The sequence below is a fragment of the Micromonospora sp. BQ11 genome, from assembly GCF_052068135.1.
Taxonomy (GTDB): domain Bacteria; phylum Actinomycetota; class Actinomycetes; order Mycobacteriales; family Micromonosporaceae; genus Micromonospora.
In genome coordinates this window covers 739,181-754,885 of sequence record NZ_JBQHDB010000001.1, presented here as the reverse complement: position 1 = coordinate 754,885, position 15,705 = coordinate 739,181, and the positions used below count along the sequence as shown (strand labels likewise).

The 15,705-nt window shown below is 73.1% G+C and carries 16 protein-coding genes and 1 pseudogene; 4 read left to right on the top strand and 13 right to left on the bottom strand.

Annotated elements, in window-relative coordinates; genetic code table 11:
• Positions 1 to 71 precede the first annotated feature (71 nt).
• The 8 genes and pseudogenes from mutM to rsmD all read right to left on the bottom strand — a co-directional run bounded on the left by mutM (position 72) and on the right by rsmD (position 5,554).
• Positions 72 to 929: a bifunctional DNA-formamidopyrimidine glycosylase/DNA-(apurinic or apyrimidinic site) lyase gene (mutM, locus tag ACTMSW_RS03650; RefSeq protein WP_441178973.1), complete on the bottom strand. Its 858-nt coding sequence runs from the start codon at positions 927 to 929 to the stop codon at positions 72 to 74.
• Positions 930 to 1,077: 148 nt separating this feature from the next.
• A pseudogene (gene rnc / locus ACTMSW_RS03645) lies at positions 1,078 to 1,833 on the bottom strand (ribonuclease III); the annotation flags it as partial.
• A gap of 76 nt (positions 1,834 to 1,909) precedes the next feature.
• The gene (locus tag ACTMSW_RS03640) at positions 1,910 to 2,896 is read right to left on the bottom strand and encodes a phosphate acyltransferase PlsX (RefSeq protein WP_441178972.1); all 987 of its coding nucleotides are present in this window, start codon (positions 2,894 to 2,896) and stop codon (positions 1,910 to 1,912) included.
• A 112-nt stretch (positions 2,897 to 3,008) separates the two neighbouring features.
• Entirely contained in the window at positions 3,009 to 3,182 is a 174-nt protein-coding gene (gene rpmF, locus ACTMSW_RS03635) for a 50S ribosomal protein L32 (protein ID WP_120726451.1), read from the bottom strand.
• Between the two features lie 5 nt (positions 3,183 to 3,187).
• Positions 3,188 to 3,751, bottom strand: coding sequence for a YceD family protein (locus tag ACTMSW_RS03630; RefSeq protein ID WP_441178971.1), 564 nt, complete (start codon positions 3,749 to 3,751; stop codon positions 3,188 to 3,190).
• A 109-nt stretch (positions 3,752 to 3,860) separates the two neighbouring features.
• Positions 3,861 to 4,358 (bottom strand): hypothetical protein, encoded by a 498-nt coding sequence (locus tag ACTMSW_RS03625; protein ID WP_441178970.1) that lies wholly within the window; start codon positions 4,356 to 4,358, stop codon positions 3,861 to 3,863.
• A 147-nt stretch (positions 4,359 to 4,505) separates the two neighbouring features.
• Positions 4,506 to 4,994 (bottom strand): pantetheine-phosphate adenylyltransferase, encoded by a 489-nt coding sequence (gene coaD, locus ACTMSW_RS03620; RefSeq protein ID WP_441178969.1) that lies wholly within the window; start codon positions 4,992 to 4,994, stop codon positions 4,506 to 4,508.
• Positions 4,991 to 5,554: a 16S rRNA (guanine(966)-N(2))-methyltransferase RsmD gene (gene rsmD / locus ACTMSW_RS03615; protein WP_441178968.1), complete on the bottom strand. Its 564-nt coding sequence runs from the start codon at positions 5,552 to 5,554 to the stop codon at positions 4,991 to 4,993. Before rsmD ends, coaD begins: the two co-directional genes overlap by 4 nt.
• 314 nt (positions 5,555 to 5,868) lie before the next feature.
• Between rsmD and ACTMSW_RS03610 the strand changes: the two genes are divergently transcribed.
• Positions 5,869 to 7,374 (top strand): cell wall anchor protein, encoded by a 1,506-nt coding sequence (locus tag ACTMSW_RS03610; protein ID WP_441178967.1) that lies wholly within the window; start codon positions 5,869 to 5,871, stop codon positions 7,372 to 7,374.
• 113 nt (positions 7,375 to 7,487) lie between these two features.
• Here the strand turns inward: ACTMSW_RS03610 and recG are convergent, their stop codons facing one another.
• Both recG and ACTMSW_RS03600 read right to left on the bottom strand, forming a co-directional pair.
• Complete coding sequence (gene recG / locus ACTMSW_RS03605) at positions 7,488 to 9,740, bottom strand: ATP-dependent DNA helicase RecG (protein WP_441178966.1); 2,253 nt, start codon at positions 9,738 to 9,740, stop codon at positions 7,488 to 7,490.
• Complete coding sequence (locus ACTMSW_RS03600; RefSeq protein ID WP_441178965.1) at positions 9,737 to 11,350, bottom strand: DAK2 domain-containing protein; 1,614 nt, start codon at positions 11,348 to 11,350, stop codon at positions 9,737 to 9,739. The genes recG and ACTMSW_RS03600 overlap by 4 nt, the downstream gene beginning before the upstream one ends.
• Positions 11,351 to 11,544: 194 nt before the next feature.
• Between ACTMSW_RS03600 and rpmB the strand changes: the two genes are divergently transcribed.
• Positions 11,545 to 11,736 carry a 50S ribosomal protein L28 gene (rpmB, locus tag ACTMSW_RS03595; protein WP_088963534.1) on the top strand — a complete coding sequence of 64 codons (192 nt, stop codon included), beginning with the start codon at positions 11,545 to 11,547 and terminating at the stop codon, positions 11,734 to 11,736.
• Positions 11,737 to 11,840: 104 nt separating this feature from the next.
• Here the strand turns inward: rpmB and ACTMSW_RS03590 are convergent, their stop codons facing one another.
• Both ACTMSW_RS03590 and ACTMSW_RS03585 read right to left on the bottom strand, forming a co-directional pair.
• Positions 11,841 to 12,308: a GNAT family N-acetyltransferase gene (locus ACTMSW_RS03590; protein WP_441178964.1), complete on the bottom strand. Its 468-nt coding sequence runs from the start codon at positions 12,306 to 12,308 to the stop codon at positions 11,841 to 11,843.
• Between the two features lie 29 nt (positions 12,309 to 12,337).
• A complete protein-coding gene (locus tag ACTMSW_RS03585; protein ID WP_441178963.1) occupies positions 12,338 to 13,291 on the bottom strand; it encodes a thiamine-phosphate kinase in 954 nt (317 codons plus the stop codon).
• 96 nt (positions 13,292 to 13,387) lie between these two features.
• Between ACTMSW_RS03585 and ACTMSW_RS03580 the strand changes: the two genes are divergently transcribed.
• Both ACTMSW_RS03580 and ACTMSW_RS03575 read left to right on the top strand, forming a co-directional pair.
• Positions 13,388 to 13,621, top strand: a complete 234-nt coding sequence (locus ACTMSW_RS03580) for an Lrp/AsnC ligand binding domain-containing protein (protein WP_441178962.1) — start codon at positions 13,388 to 13,390, stop codon at positions 13,619 to 13,621.
• Positions 13,622 to 14,263 carry a DUF3515 family protein gene (locus ACTMSW_RS03575; RefSeq protein WP_441178961.1) on the top strand — a complete coding sequence of 214 codons (642 nt, stop codon included), beginning with the start codon at positions 13,622 to 13,624 and terminating at the stop codon, positions 14,261 to 14,263.
• 155 nt (positions 14,264 to 14,418) lie between these two features.
• Here the strand turns inward: ACTMSW_RS03575 and ACTMSW_RS03570 are convergent, their stop codons facing one another.
• A complete protein-coding gene (locus ACTMSW_RS03570; RefSeq protein ID WP_441178960.1) occupies positions 14,419 to 15,525 on the bottom strand; it encodes a D-alanine--D-alanine ligase family protein in 1,107 nt (368 codons plus the stop codon).
• Positions 15,526 to 15,705: the final 180 nt, after the last annotated feature.

Genomic DNA, 15,705 nt, shown 5'->3' with positions numbered 1-15,705 from the left:
GCGCCGTCACCCGGGTGCTTCCCGGACCGGACGCCCGGACGCGCCGCAGGCGACCCGGAGTCGTCTCCGGGTCAACCCCGGAGCGCCCCCCGAGGACGGGGCTGGCAACGCGGGCAGCTGTACGACGACCGGTTCATGAACGCCTCCCGCCGGATCGGGGCGCCGCAGCGGCGGCACGGCAGCCCCTCTCGTCCGTAGACGTTCAGCGAGCGGTCGAAGTAGCCGCTCTCGCCGTTGACGTTGACGTAGAGGGCGTCGAAGCTGGTCCCGCCCTCGGTGATCGCCTCGCCGAGCACGTCCCGTACGTGGCCGAGCAGGCGCAGCGCGGCCGGCCCGGTCAACGCGTCGGTCGGCCGGGCGCCGTGCAGCTTCGCCCGCCACAGCGCCTCGTCGGCGTAGATGTTGCCCACCCCGGAGATCAGGGACTGGTCGAGCAGGGCCCGCTTCACCTCGGTACGCCGCCGGCGCAGCGCGGTGACGAAACCCGGGTCCGAGAATTCCGGGTCCATCGGGTCCCGGGCGATGTGCGCGATCTCGGCCGGCAGGTCCGCCCCGCCCTCGCTCACCGACAGTCCGCCGAACGTGCGCTGGTCGACGAAGCGGAGCTCCGGACCGTCGTCGGCGAAGCGGAACCGCACCCGCAGGTGCGTCTCGTCGGGGGCCTCGGCCGGTTGCAGCAGCAGCTGGCCGGACATGCCGAGGTGGCCGATCACCGCGTCGCCGCTGTCCAGTGGCAGCCACAGGTACTTGCCGCGGCGGCGTACGTCGAGGATGGTCCGGCCGGCCAGCACGTCGGTGAAGTGCGCGCCGCCCGCGGTGTGCCGGCGTACCGCCCGGGGGTGGCGTACCTCGACCGAGGCGATCCGCCGGCCGATGACCCACTGGGCCAGTCCCTGCCGGACGGTCTCGACCTCGGGCAGCTCAGGCACGGCCCGCCTCGTCCGTCACCTCGGCGACCACGTCGGGGGCACCGATCCGCCCGTTGCCGCTGCCGTTGTGCTCGGCGGGGACCCGGGGCTGCGCGGGGGCGGCGGGCTCCTCCACGCCCCGTCCGGTGGCCGGCGCGGACTCCTCGGTGGCGGCCCGCGCGGCCCGCGCGGCCCGCTCCGCCTGCTCGGTCTCGGCCTGGGCGGTGAGCATCCGCCACGCGGACTCGGCGGCGCGCTGCTCCGCCTCCTTCTTGCTGCGTCCGTCGGCCCCGCCGTACCGGTTGCCGGCGACGACCACCCAGGCGGTGAAGGTCTTGAGGTGGTCCGGGCCGGTGCCCTCGATGCGGTACTCCGGGACACCCAGCCCCAGCGCGGCGGTCAGTTCCTGGAGGCTGGTCTTCCAGTCCAGCGCCGCGCCCCGGCCGGCCGACTCGGCCATCAGCGGGTCGAACAGCCGGTGGATGACGATCGCGGCGGTGTCCAGCCCGTACTGCAGGTAGATCGCGCCGAGCAGCGCCTCCAGGGTGTCGGCGAGGATGCTCGCCTTGTCCCGACCGCCGGTCGTCTCCTCGCCCTTGCCCAGCAGCAGGTAGGCGCCCAGACCGTCCGGGCCGAGCCCCCGGGCCACGTCGGCGAGGGCCCGCATGTTGACCACGCTGGCCCGCAACTTCGCCAGTTGCCCCTCGGGCAGGTCCGGGTGGTTGTGGAACAGCGCCGTGGTGATGACGACGCCGAGCACCGAGTCGCCGAGGAACTCCAGCCGCTCGTTGGTGGGCAGCCCGCCGTTCTCGTACGCGTACGAGCGGTGGGTCAGGGCGCGCTCCAGCAGCTCCGGGTCCAGCGCGACGCCGAACGCCGCCTCCAGGTGACCGACGGACGTGCGCCGGCGCTTCTCGTTGCTCATGCCGACACTCCGCTGCGCTCCGTGCCGCCATGAGGCACCTTCGCGCTGAGCCGATGATTCACTCGCTGACGCTCATTCATGTTGTGGGTACCTCGGTGTCGGTGGTGCGGGTTTCCCGGTCCGGAACGTCGGCACCGTCGATCAGTGCGCGGACCAGGTCGGCGGCGCGACGCCGCCACAGGTGGGCGGCGAGGGCGATGCCGGACGCGACGTCACCGGGCTGGGCGGCGCCGTGGCAGACGACCACCGTCCCGGCCACCCCGAGCAGGGCGGCCGCACGCGGCGCGCCACCGCCGGCCGGTGCTCCACCGGCCATCGCGTACGCGCCCTCGATCGCCTTGAGCAGCACGTTACCGGTGAACCCGTCGGTGACCACCACGTCGGCGCGCGCGCCGAGGGAGACGTCGTGGCCCTCCACGAGGCCGACGTACCGCGCACGGTGCGGCAGCGACGTGGCGGCCAGGATCGGATCGGCGAGGCGTCGGGCGCGATCACCCTTGCCCGGCTCGGTGCCGACGGAGAGCAGCCCGACCCGGGGCTCAGCGATGCCGTGCGCGACGGCGGCGTACGCGGCGCCCAGCACGGCGTGCCGGACCAGCACGCTCGGTCGGGCCTCCAACGAACCGCCGACGTCCAGCAGGACCACCGGGCCGTCGACGGCGGGCAGGGTCGCGACGAGGGCCGGGTGGCGGACGTCCGGCCAGCGGCCGAGACCGAGCGCGACGGCGGTGACCGTGGCACCGGTCGACCCGGCGGAGAGCAGCGCGTCGGCTGCGCCCGCCCGGACGGCCTGCACGGCGGCCCGCACAGTGCTGTCGGCCCGCGCGGCGCTGGGATGGTCGGCCATGCCGACCACGGTGCCGACCGGCCGGACCGCGATGCGGGTACGTTCGGCCGGATCCAGCGCATGGATCAGCCCGTCGGCGACCTCAGCCGGGCCGACGAGCAGCAGGTGCAGGTCAGGATCGGTGCGAATGGCCCGCAGAGCGCCGTCAACCACGACGGCGGGAGCATCGTCCCCGCCGAGGAGGTCGACGGCGATCCGCGCGGTGCCCGGCTCCATCGGAACGCCGGCCGGACCAGGCCGGCCGGCGTCGGAGGGAGCCGGGGCACCGGGCGAGTGCCAGGGTGCGCGCACCACCCGACCCGCGGTCGGGGGCGTCACTCGGCGGCCGTCAGACCTCGAGGACCTGGCGGCCGTTGTAGGTGCCGCAGACGGCGCAGGCGGCGTGCGGGAGCTTCGCCGACTTGCACTGCGGGCAGGCCACGGTCGCGACCGCCGTGGCCTTCCAGTTCGCCCGGCGGGCGCGGGTGTTGCTGCGCGACATCTTGCGCTTGGGGACGGCCACGGTTCTTACTCCTCTTTACGGGTCAGTTGCGACAGGCCCGCCCAACGCGGGTCGATCTGCTGGTGACTGTGGTCGGCCGGCAGATCGTCCCAGTGCACCCCGCACTCGGGGCACAAGCCTGGGCAGTCCTCCCGGCAGAGCGGGTTGGTCGGCAGCGCGAGCACCACCGCGTCCCGCAGCGCCGGCTCCAGGTCGATCAGATCGTCCTGCATCCGGCCCACCTCGTCCTCGTCGGTCGTCTCATCCGTGGTGCTGTTCTCGTACGCGTACAGCTCCTGGATGGTGACGACCAGCGAGTCGTTGATCTCGCGCAGGCAACGGCCGCACTCGCCCTTGACGGGACCGGAAACGGTCCCGGAGACGAGCACGCCCTCGGACACCGACTCCAACCTCAGGTCGAGGTCGAGGTCCGCGCCCTCCGGCACGCTGATCAACTCTCCGCCGAGGTCCGCCGGTGCCGGGGCGACCCGCTTGACCGTACGCAACGCACCAGGGCGACGCGGCAGGTCCCTCGTGTCGAGGACCAGCGGCGCCTTGGGGTTGAGTGATGAAGACGAGTGTTTGGGCATAGTCAGACTCCGGCCGGTGAGAGGCCGACAAAAAAGGTTACCTGGACGGGGGCCCGAGAGTCGAACCGGGGCCCGGACATCACCCGGCTGTCGGCTGCTGGGGTGCCGCTCAGAAGGGTAGCGGGCGTTCCGCCTCGTCCCCAGCGAACGTGCCGATCTCCCGCAGCGCGTGCATCTTGTCACGGCCGCGCTCTATCGAGGCCAACGCCCGGGTGAGGAACTGCTCGAAGTTCGCCAGGGCGGTGTCGACGTAGTCGTCCACCTCGTCACGGAGCCGCTGCGCCTCGGCGCGGGCCTCCGCGATGATCCGGGCCCCCTCGTGCTCCGCCGAGACGGTGATCTCGTTCACCGAGACCAGCCGGGCGTGTTCCGCCTCACCCTCGCTGATGATCCGGTCCGCCTCCCGCTTCCCGGCCTCCATGATCTTGTCCCGCTCCTCCAGGAGCGCGGCGGCGCGGCGCAGGTCCGCGGGGAGTTCGCCGCGCAACTCGTCGAGCACGGCGATCATCTCGCCCCGGTCGACCATGCAGTTGTTGCGCGACATCGGGACGGAGCGGGCCTGCTCCACCATGGCGATCAGTTCGTCGATGCGATCGAGCGGGTCCACCGGTACCTCACTCCTGTCGTTCGTCGGCCGACCTCAATGATGCGGGCTGAACCCGGATTCGGCGCTCCCCACATGATGTCGTGTGCCGGCGACCCACGCGCCATCCACCCCGGCCGGCGCGCCGCGCCCCTCCGTCACCACCCCGGGTCAGGGTCGTCGTCCCGGCCCCAGGCGGGCCTGGAGGGCCTCACGGACGACGTCCGGCACGTGCGCCGAGATGTCGCCGCCCCACTTCGCCACGTCCTTGACGAGGCTGGAGGAGAGGAACGAGTAGAGCGGGTTCGTCGGCATGAAGAGCGTCTCGACGCCGGCCAGGCCGATGTTCATCTGGGCCATCTGGAGCTCGTAGTCGAAGTCGCTGACCGCGCGCAGTCCCTTGATCAGCACGCTCGCCTCCTGCGCCCGGCAGAAGTCCACGAGCAGGCCGCGGAAGGACTCGACCCGGACGTTCTCGTACGAGGCGGTCACCTCGCGGAGCATGTCGATGCGCTCCTCGACGGTGAACAGGCCGCTCTTCGACTGGTTCACCAGCACTCCCACGATCACCTCGTCGAAGAGCCGGCTGGCCCGACCCACGATGTCGAGGTGTCCGTTGGTGACCGGGTCGAACGAGCCGGGACACACCGCACGTCTCATGATCGGCGACCGTACCAAAGCGTGGTCTCGCCGTAACGGCGACTGCGTTCCCCCGTGACGCCCTGCACCCACTGCACCGGGCCGGTGCGGGTGGACCGCTCGAGCACCACGAGGGCGTCGCCGGCCAGCCACCCGCCGTCGACCAGGGCGGCCAGCATCGCGGTGATCTCCGCGTCCGGCACCGTGTACGGGGGGTCGGCGAAGACCACGTCGTACGGGTCGCCGTCCGGTCCGGCCGCCAGGACGGTGGCGACCTTGCCGGTGACCAGGCGAACCCCGGACGCGGCGCGCAACGTCGCCACGTTCTCCCGGATCACCCGGGCGGCCCGGGCGTCGGACTCCACCAGCAGCACGTGCGCGGCGCCCCGGGAGAGCGCCTCGAGACCGACCGCGCCGGAACCGGCGTACAGGTCCGCGAAGCGGGCACCGGCCAGGTCCACCTCGGTCTGCACCGCACTGAACAGCGCCTCCCGGACCCGGTCCGACGTGGGCCGGGTGCCGGCACCGGGCGGCGCCGCGATCCGCCGGCCGCCGAGCGTCCCGGCCACGATCCGGGTCACCGTCTCCTCCTGCTCATGGGCACGACGCTACGCGACACCACGCCGGCCGCCACCGACACGGTGCGTACGCGGAAGCGGCTCACATGATCACTATTCGTATATCAATGATCTCACATTCATAACATCACTCTTAGCCGATACCGTGCGCTGTAACGCGCGCGGCGATCTCGCTAGGGTCTGCCGGGTGCCGGCGGTGGTCCGCCGGCCCACGGCGCGAGGAGGCGCTCGCGCCGGGCGCGCGTCGCTCGTCAGCGACCGTCCGGCCGCCTTCCTCACGCCGACCCCTCGATAGCTTCCTCATCCCGGGAGTACGCGTGATCCGTACCAAGCTGTCGCTGCGGCGACCACTGGCAGTTCTGGGGGCCGCCTTCATCGGCCTCACCGGAGCCGTCGCGGTGGCCGCCCCGGCCAGCGCACACCACACCACGATCACCGCGACCGCCGCCTGCGACCAGCTCAGCGGCGAGCGCGTGATCACCTGGAAGGTCGAGAACAGCGAGGGCGACAAGGCCGCCACGCTCAAGACGGTCACCGCCGACCCGAAGACCCCGGTGAACGTGCTCACCGAAGGCGCCGACAGCGTTCCGCTCGAGGGCGTCGTGGTCCCCAAGAGCGGCACGGTCGAGGCCGTCCAGCGGGTGCCGGGTGACACCGCGACCGCCAAGCTCACGGTGTACGCGATGTGGAAGAAGAACGGGCATGACCGCACCAACGAGGGCACCATCAACCTCGCCACGGACGCCCCCTGCTCCCCCGCGCCGAAGTGCGTGGACGCCAGCAAGGCGACGTACAGCCACACCTTCGACGGTCCGAAGGGGACCGCGACGGTCAAGCTGGAGGGTGACCTGCCGCTCTGCGGCGAGGAGAAGCAGTCGTTCACCCTGGTCTCGTACTTCGCGCCGCGGCCCCAGTTCGCCACCCCGCAGTACGTGTACGGCACGCCGGACAGCGACTGGATCGGCGGCACCCAGACCGAGATCGACCTCAAGGTCGAGATCCCGGACTGCCACACCCAGGTCGACCTGGTCTGGGGCGGCACCGACGAGGTCATCGACCCGCTGGTCGAGGACGGCAAGCGGTACGGCGACAAGAAGCTGGGCTCCAAGGGCACTCCGGGCAACCGCTCCACCGGCCCCCAGGGCTGGTACAACGGCGGCGACAAGAGCTGCACCACCCCGGTGGCGACCTTCGCGTCCAGCTGCGACGGCACCGTGACGGTGTCGCTGAGCAACGACGGCAAGATCTCCAAGTACCCGGTCGAGTTCGAGGTCCGGGGCGAGAACGGCTGGTCCAAGAAGGTCACCGTCGAGCCGGGCAAGGCCGACAACGGGATCGTGGTCCCCGCCGCCGACGCCGGCAAGGTCGAGGTGCTCGTCGACGGCAAGGTGATCGAGAACGGCACGTACGCCTGGGCGCGTCCCGAGGACTGCCCCCTGCCCACGGTGACCACCGAGGCGGACTGCAAGACCTTCACGCTCGTCGTGACGAACCCGAAGGACGGCCTGCCGGTCGAGGCGGAGTTCACCTACGGCAAGCAGACCGAGACCCGTACGGTCGCGCCGGGCACGTCCGAGAAGGTCACCTTCAAGGCCGGCAAGGAGGAGACGGCGACCGTCGCGCTCCCCGAGCTGGATCTGGAGATGCAGGTCGTCTACGCCCCCGAGGGCGACTGCGGTGGCGGCGGTGGCGGCGAGGAGCCCGGCCTGCCGGTGACCGGGGCGGCTGCCGGTGGCATCGCCGCGGGCGCGGTCGCCCTGCTGGCCCTGGGCGCGGTGCTCTTCGTGATGGCTCGTCGGCGTCGGCTGCACTTCACCGCCTGACCTGACCCCCCGAGGGCGCGTCGACCACCTGGTCGGCGCGCCCTCGGACTGTCCGCCCACCTGGTCGACCACCCCGCCGGGCCGGACCGTCGGCCCTGACGACGCTGGGCGGGTCAGCCCTTCTCCAGGTACTCCGCGCGTTCCTCGTCGACCAGCGCCGCGACCGAGGCGGCCAGCGCGGGGTGCCGGGCCAGCTCCGGGTCCTCCGCGACCAGCTCGATCGCCTCGGCCCGGGCGTCCCGGATCAGGTCGGCGTCGCGCAGCAGCGACAGCAGCCGCAGGTGCGACCGGCGGCCGGACTGCGTCGCGCCGAGCACGTCGCCCTCGCGGCGCTGCTCCAGGTCCAGTTCGGCGAGCTTGAACCCGTCGGTCGTGGAGGCCACCGCGTCGAGGCGTTCCCGCGCCGAGGAGCCCTCGGCCGCCTCGGTCACCAGGAGGCACAGGCCCGGAGCGCTGCCCCGGCCCACCCGGCCGCGGAGCTGGTGCAGCTGGGAGACACCGAACCGGTCGGCGTCCAGCACGATCATGACGGTCGCGTTCGGGACGTTGACGCCCACCTCGACCACGGTCGTGGCGACCAGCACGTCGACGTCGCCGGCGGCGAAGGAGCGCATCACCGCGTCCTTCTCGTCGGCGGGCAGCCGGCCGTGCAGGACGCCGATGCGCAGCCCGTGCAGCGGGCCCTCGGCCAGCAGCGGCGCCACCTCGGTCACCGCCATCGGCGGGCGCCGCCCGTTGTCGTCCTCCTTCGGCGGCTCCTCGTCCGAGGCGGGCCCTGGTTCGAAGTCCGGCGCCTCCGCGTTGGCCGCTCCGGCCCCGGACCTCGAATCCCCGATCCGCGGGCACACCACGTACGCCTGGTGGCCGGCTGCGACCTCCTCGCGCACCCGACGCCAGGCCCGGTCCAGGAAGGCCGGCTTCTCGGCCACCGGAACCACGTGCGAGGCGATCGGCGACCGTCCCTGCGGCAACTGGGACAGGGTCGAGGTCTCCAGGTCCCCGTACACGGTCATGGCGACCGTGCGCGGGATCGGGGTCGCGGTCATGACCAGCACGTGCGGCGGCTGGTCGGCCTTGGCCCGCAACGCGTCGCGCTGCTCCACGCCGAACCGGTGCTGCTCGTCGACGACCACCAGGCCGAGGTCGGCGAAGTCGACCCCCTCGTACAGCAGGGCGTGGGTGCCCAGGACGATGCCGGCGGCGCCGCTCCCGACCTCGGCCAGTGCCCGGCGCCGCGCCGCCGCGCCCAGCGAGCCGGTGACCAGCTCCACCCGGGTGGCCTGCTCGGCGGCGCCCAGCTCACCCGCCCGGCCCAGCGGCCCCAGCAGGTCGAGGATGCCGCGGTGGTGCTGGGCCGCGAGCACCTCGGTCGGGGCCAGCAGCGCGGCCTGCCCGCCGGCGTCGACCACCTGGAGCATCGCGCGCAGCGCCACCACCGTCTTGCCCGAGCCCACCTCGCCCTGGAGCAGCCGGTGCATCGGGTGGGCGGTGGCCAGGTCCGCGGCGATCTCGACACCGACGTCGTGCTGGCCGGAGGTCAGCTCGTACGGCAGGCGGGCGTCGAACGCGTCCAGCAGGCCGCCCGACGCCGCGGGCCGGGGACGGGCCGGCGAGGCGGCGGCCCGGTGCTTGCGCTGCACCAGGGTGAGCTGCACGGCGAACGCCTCGTCCCACTTGAGCCGCCGCCGGGCCCGGTAGAGCGCCTCCTTGCTGGTGGGGCGGTGGATCTCACGCAGGGCCATGTCGATGCCGACCAGGTTGCGGGTGGCCCGCACGGTCGCCGGCAGCGGATCCTCGGGTGGGGTGAACGTGTCCAGGACGACCCGGACGCAGCGGGCGATCACCCAGGTCGGCACCGCCGCGGCGGCCGGGTAGACCGGGATGAGCGCGCCGGCGAACTCCTCGATCTCCTCGTTGGCCGCCGCCTCGCCGTCGCCGCCCTCGCCGAGCAGGACGTACTCCGGCCCGTTGAGCTGCCGCCGGCCCCGGAACTCGGTGACCTTGCCGGCGAACAGTCCCCAGCGGCCGGGTCGCAGCTCCCGCTCGCGCCACGCCTGGTTGCCGAAGAAGGTGAGGGTCAGCGACCCGCCGGAGCCGTCGCCGACGGTCACCTCCAGCAGGTTGCCCCGGCGCTGCCGCATCGGGCGTACGGCGGTGCGCTGCACCTGGGCCAGTACGGTCACCTGCTCGCCGACGTCCAGCGAGCGGATGTCGGTGTGCTCGCCGCGCTCGTCGTACCGGCGGGGGAAGTGGTAGATCAGGTCACCGGCCGTGTGCAGGTCGAGGTGGGAGGCGAGGGCCTTCGCCGTCTTCTCACCGACCAGCTTCTTCAACGGCGTGTCGACGGTGGCCGCCTCGGACGTCATTCGACACCTACCAGGAGCGGGTAGTGCGGCTGCCCGCCGGAGTACGTGTGCACCTCGACGAAGGGCCAGCAGCGGGTGACATGGTCGCGGACCGCCTCGGTCAGCCCGTCCGGCGCGTCCGCGCCGGCCAGCAGGGTGACCATCTCCCCGCCGCCGCCCAGCATCCGGTCGACCACGGCGGTGCAGGTGGCGACGAGGTCCGACCCGATGAGGTGCACCTCGCCCTCGACCAGCGCCAGCACGTCACCCGGCCGGCAGGGGCCGGCCACGGTGAGGGCCTCCCGGCTGGCGTGGCACACCTCGGCGTAGCGGCAGGCGCCGGCCGCCTCGGCCATCGCGATCACGTCGTCGGAGAACCGGCGGGCCGGGTCGCGGACCGCGAGCGCGGCGAGCGCCTGCACCGGGGAGCGGGTCGGCACCACGCTGACCCGCACGCCGAGGTGGTGCGCCTCCTGCGCGGCGGCGCCGGCCACGGCCTGGGCGTTGGGGTCGTTGGGCAGCACGACCACTCGGGCCGCGCCGGTTGCCCGGATCGCGTCGAGCAGCTCACCGGTCGACGGGTTGCCCGACACCACGGTGGCGCCCTCGGCCGCGAACAGCTCCGCGATGCCGGCACCCGTGGCGACCACCACCGCGGCCCGGCCGTCGGGCAGCGCCGGCACCGGGGGCGGGACCTGGTCGGCGAAGCGGGTCACCGAGATCCGGTACGGCCGGCCGGCCTCCACCCCCGCCTCGATCGCGGCGCCGACGTCGTTGACGTGGACGTGGACGTTCCAGGTGCCGTCGCCGGTGCCCCCGTCGCCGACCACGACCAGCGAGTCGCCCAGCTCGGCGAGGCGCGTCCGCAACCGGGTCACGGCGCCCGGCGCGGCGTCGAGCAGGAACTGCACCTCGTAGGCGTACTCCTCGGAGCCGGTCTCGCGGGCGGCCGTGACCGGCGGTCGGACCACGCGGGACGCCGGTGCCGGATGCTCCGGGCTCTCCCCCGTGACCGCCTCGACCAGCGCGTCGAGCAGCACGCAGAGGCCCCGGCCACCGGCGTCGACCACGCCGGCGCGGGCCAGTGCGGGCAGTTGCTCCGGGGTGCGGGCCAGGGCCGCCGACGCGGCGCGGGCCGCCGCCCGGGCGACCGCGGCCAGGTCCTCGCTCCCGGACCGCTCGGCCGCGACGGCGGCGGCCGCCACGACGCTGAGCATCGTCCCCTCGACCGGTCGGGCCACCGCGGCGTACGCGGCGGTGGTCGCGTCGCGCAGCGCGACGGCGAACTCCCGACCGCGCAGCGCGGGCACGGCGACTGCCGCGTCGGCGAAACCGCGCAGGATCTGGGAGAGGATCACGCCCGAGTTGCCCCGGGCGCCGAGCAGCGCACCCCGGGCCATCAGCCGCAGCGCGTGGCCGTGCGGCGTCGACCCGCCGTCGGGCAGCGTGTCCAGGTCCATCGCGAGGGCCTGCTGGGCCGAGGTGAGGGTCAGCACGAGGTTGGTGCCGGTGTCACCGTCGGGCACCGGGTAGACGTTCAGGTCGTCGATCTCGCCCTGGTGCCGTTTCAGCGCGGCCAGCCCGCCCGCGCACCAACGACGGACCGCGGCGGCGTCGAGGGTGTCCAGCACGGCGAGTAGCCTACTGGCGTGCACCGACACCCGCCCGGGTCGGCGGACGCGCTCGCGGCGTGTCCCCGCGCGCACCCTCCGGCGGCCGGGCCGGGGCGATTCGTCGCTGCGGCCAATCATCGGGTAACCTGGCCAGGTTGCCCGGGCAGCGCCTGGCGGCGACCTCATGAACGTATCAATCCCAGGAGTATCCCGTGGCTAGCGTGTGCGACGTCTGTGGCAAGGGACCGGGCTTCGGCCACAACGTGTCCCACTCGCACCGGCGGACCAACCGCCGCTGGAACCCGAACATCCAGTCGGTGCGTACCCCGGCCGGTGGCGGCAACACCAAGAAGATGCAGGTCTGCACCTCCTGCATCAAGGCTGGCAAGGTCACCCGCGCCTGACGCGGGCCTTTCCCGACAATCGATCATTGCCGGCGGACCGTGACGGTCCGCCGGCTCTGTCGTGTCCGGGTCCGGGCCGCGTGCGCGGACCCGGACCCGAGCCGTCAGAGGGTACGGCCGAACGAGACGCAGCCGGGCGAGTCCTTGTAGAAGCCGAAGTTGGGGATCTGCTCGTAGCCGGACGACGTGTACAGGGCGATCGCCTCGGGCTGCCGGTCGCCGCACTCCAGGACGATCCGCTTGCGGCCGTGGTCCCGGGCGAAGCGCTCCACGGCGGCCAGCACCGCCCGGGCCACGCCCCGGCCACGGGCGGTCGGCGCCACGTACATCCGCTTCAGTTCGGCGGTGTCGCCCGTGTCACCGTGGCTGCGCCAGCCGCCGCAACCGACCGGCTCACCGTCGAGCAGGGCGATCAGGAAGGCGCCCTCCGGCGGTTCGAACTCCGCGGCGTCGACGGGCGTGTCGTCGCCGGTGCCGCCGTACCGGGCGCCCAGGTCGGCCAGCGCGTCGCGGATCAGCCGCTGCGCCGCGGGCGAGTCGAAGCGCGCCGCGTGAATCTCCAGTTCCGTCACGCCGTAAAGGTTACGACCGCCCGGACCCCTTACCGGAAGTGGTCCCAGCCGGCCGGCCCGTCGTACGCCGCGCCGTCCACCGTCACACCCGACCCCTCGCCCACCAGGCCGATCGGTCGCCATCCGTCGGGCAGCGCCACGTCTGCCGGGAAGGTCGCCGCCAGCGCGTGATCGTCGCCACCGGCGAGGATCCAGGAGTACGGGTCGACGCCGAGCGCCTGCGCCGCGTCCCGCATCTGCCGGGGCACCTCGAAGGCGTCCCGCCGCACGTCGATCCCCACCCCGCTGGCCTTCGCCACGTGACCCAGGTCGGCCAGCAGCCCGTCCGAGACGTCGATCATGGCGGTGGCGCCCCGGCGGGCGGCCTCCGGCCCGGCCGCGTACGGCACCTCCGGCCGCCGGTACGCCTCGACCAGCAGCCGCGGCGTGCGGAAGCCCCGGGAGAGCACGGTCAGCCCCGCCGCCGCATGCCCGGTCCGGCCGGCCAGGGCCAGCACGTCACCGGGTCGGGCCCCGGCCCTGGTCACCGGTGGCCGTCCGCCCAGGTCGCCCAGCGCGGTGACCGCGATGGTCAACGTGGGGCTCGCCGACATGTCCCCGCCCACCACGCTCGCGCCGACCGTCGCGGCCTCGGCCGCCAGCCCGTCGGCGAGCTCCTCCGCCCAGGCCGCGTCCAGGTCCGGCGGCATGCAGAGCACGACCAGCAGGGCGGTCGGTGTGGCACCCATCGCCGCCACGTCGGCCAGGTTGGCCCCGGCGGCCCGGTGGCCGACGTCACGTGCCGACGACCAGTCCCGCCGGAAGTGGCGCCCCTCCACCAGGACGTCCGTCGAGGCGGCCACCCGGGCGTCCGGGGCGGCCACCACCGCCGCGTCGTCCCCGGGACCGAGCAGAACGGTCGATCCGTACGACAACCGGGCGGTCACCCGGTCGATCAGGCCGAACTCTCCGACCCTGGCGACATCCACGCCGCGCTCGCTCACCGCTTCTCCTCGACCACCGATAGGGATCAGGCCTGGTCCGTAAGGTACTTTCTCCCTTCGGGCCGCCCCACGGCGGCGACGGACGGAGGTCTTGTCGTGGTTCAGGCGTACATCCTCATCCAGACAGAGGTCGGCCGGGCACGTGACGTGGCCGGTCAGATCGCGGACGTCACCGGCGTGGTCCGCGTCGACGCCGTCACCGGGCCGTACGACGTGGTCGTGCTCACCGAGGCGAACACGGTCGACGAGCTCGGCAAACTCATCGTCAGCAAGGTACAGATGGTGCCCGGGATCACCCGCACCCTCACGTGTTCGGTGGTGCGCCTGTAAGTGGACAAGATCACTGATTCTCCCGTGACCGAGAACGATCGGGCCGCTGCTGGCGCGGACGCGCCGGAGCGACCCACCCCGGATCCCACGACCCGCCGCGCCGCGCTGATCGCCACGGCGATCGCACTGCCGATCACGCTGCTGGTGGCGTTCCTCGCCCTGACCGCGCTCGCCCCGGACGAGCCGGCCGCCGAGCCCACCCCCAGCGCGTCGGCCCCCCGCGCGCAGTCCACCGCCCCGGTGCAGATGGCGGCCCCGGCGCTGGCCGAACGCCCCGCCACCGTCTGCCGGGCCCTGCTCTCCCAGCTTCCGGACACCGTGCGGAACCTGTCGCAGCGCCCGGTCACCGCCGGTCCGGAACAGAACGCCGCGTACGGCGACCCGGCCCTGACCCTCTCCTGCGGGGGCACCGAACCGGACGTCGGCCTCACCGACGACGTGTGGACGGTCAACAAGGTCTGCTGGTACGGCACCGAGGAGGCCGACGCGACGGTGCTCACCACCGTCGACCGGGAGACCGCCGTCTCCGTCCGCGTGCCGCGCACCTACGAGCAGCCGCTGCAGTGGGTCGCCGGGATCTCGGACACCATCGTCGCCACGGTCCCCTCCGCCGACCCGGTCCCCTCAGGCTGCAAGGGCTGACCCCGCCCCGCCCCGCCCCGCCCCGGCCGACAATTACCGAGAAAGAGTGGCCATCCGACGCGGAATGGCCACTCTTTCTCTGTTTCTGCACGCACGTCCGGGCGCGGGCACCCGGGCACGGGCACCTGGGCGCGGGCACCCGGGCGTGGGGGTGGTCAGTGCAGGCCGGTGCCGCGGTGCAGGGCGGTGCGGATGAGGCGGTTGACCAGCTTCGGGTACTCCAGGCCGGAGGCCGCCCACATGCGGGGGAACATCGAACTCGGCGTGAAGCCCGGCATCGTGTTGATCTCGTTGAGGTAGACGTCCAGTTCCGGGGTCACGAAGAAGTCGACCCGGGCCAGGCCGGCGCAGTCCAGGGCGGTGAAGGCCCGCACCGCGTACTCCTGGACCTGGCGGGTCACCCGCTCCGGCAGGCCGGCCGGGATGTCGTACTCGCAGGCGGACTCGGAGTCGATGTACTTCGCCTCGAAGTCGTAGAAGTCGTAGTCACCGACCACCCGTACCTCGGCGAGCACCGACGCCTCCGGCGCCCCGCCGGCCTCGCCCTCCAGCACGCCGCACTCGATCTCGCGGCCCACGACCGCGCCCTCGACGAGCACCTTCGGGTCGATCTGCCGCGCGGTGGCCACCGCGGCGTCGAGGTCGGCCCAGTCGCCGACCTTGGTGATGCCGAACGACGAGCCGGCCCGGGAGGGCTTGACGAAGACCGGCAGGCCGAGGCGCTGCTTGTCCTCCTCGCTCAGCGTCATCCCGTTGCGCAGCACCACGTACGGGCCGACCGGGATCCCCTCGGCGGCGCAGAGCTTCTTGGTGAACTCCTTGTCCATGGCGGCGGCCGACGCGAACACGTTCGCCCCGACGTACGGGATGCCGGCCATCTCCAGCATGCCCTGGATGGTGCCGTCCTCACCGTAGGCGCCGTGCAGCACCGGGAACACCACGTCGACGTCGGCGAGCGCGCGAGGCCCCTCGGTCGGGTCGAGGACCATCAGGCCGTTGCCGGTGGGGTCGGCGCGCAGCACGACGTCCGTCCCGGAGGCCGCGGTGATCTCCGGCAGCCGCCGGGCGTTGATCGCCAACTGGTCCGGGTCGCCGCTGGTCAGCACCCACTGGCCGGCCCGGGTGATGCCCACCGGCACCACCTCGAACTCGTCGGGGTCCAGTGCACCGAGCACGCTGCCGGCGCTGACGCACGAGATGCCGTGCTCCGGGCTGCGGCCGCCGAAGACGATCGCCACACGGGTCCTGCCTGGGGTGGTCACTGGGTCACCTCTCGTACGCGAGTCTCTCGCTCGTACGCGCTCACCCGGTTGACCTTACTGTGCGTGGCCAGCGTCGGCGGCCGATACCCGGGCACACGACCGGGCAGCACGGCAACCGGTCAACGAGCGATATACGGTGCGTCACGGCCATCGTGGGTCACCGGGGCGTGGGCAGGGCCA

Bases quoted from the DNA above. Each gene is read 5' to 3' on its own strand.
- ACTMSW_RS03640 (WP_441178972.1), bottom strand. From the start codon at position 2,896: ATGGAGCCGGGCACCGCGCGGATCGCCGTCGACCTCCTCGGCGGGGAC.
- ACTMSW_RS03630 (WP_441178971.1), bottom strand. From the start codon at position 3,751: ATGCCCAAACACTCGTCTTCATCACTCAACCCCAAGGCGCCGCTGGTC.
- coaD (WP_441178969.1), bottom strand. From the start codon at position 4,994: ATGAGACGTGCGGTGTGTCCCGGCTCGTTCGACCCGGTCACCAACGGA.
- recG (WP_441178966.1), bottom strand. From the start codon at position 9,740: ATGACGTCCGAGGCGGCCACCGTCGACACGCCGTTGAAGAAGCTGGTC.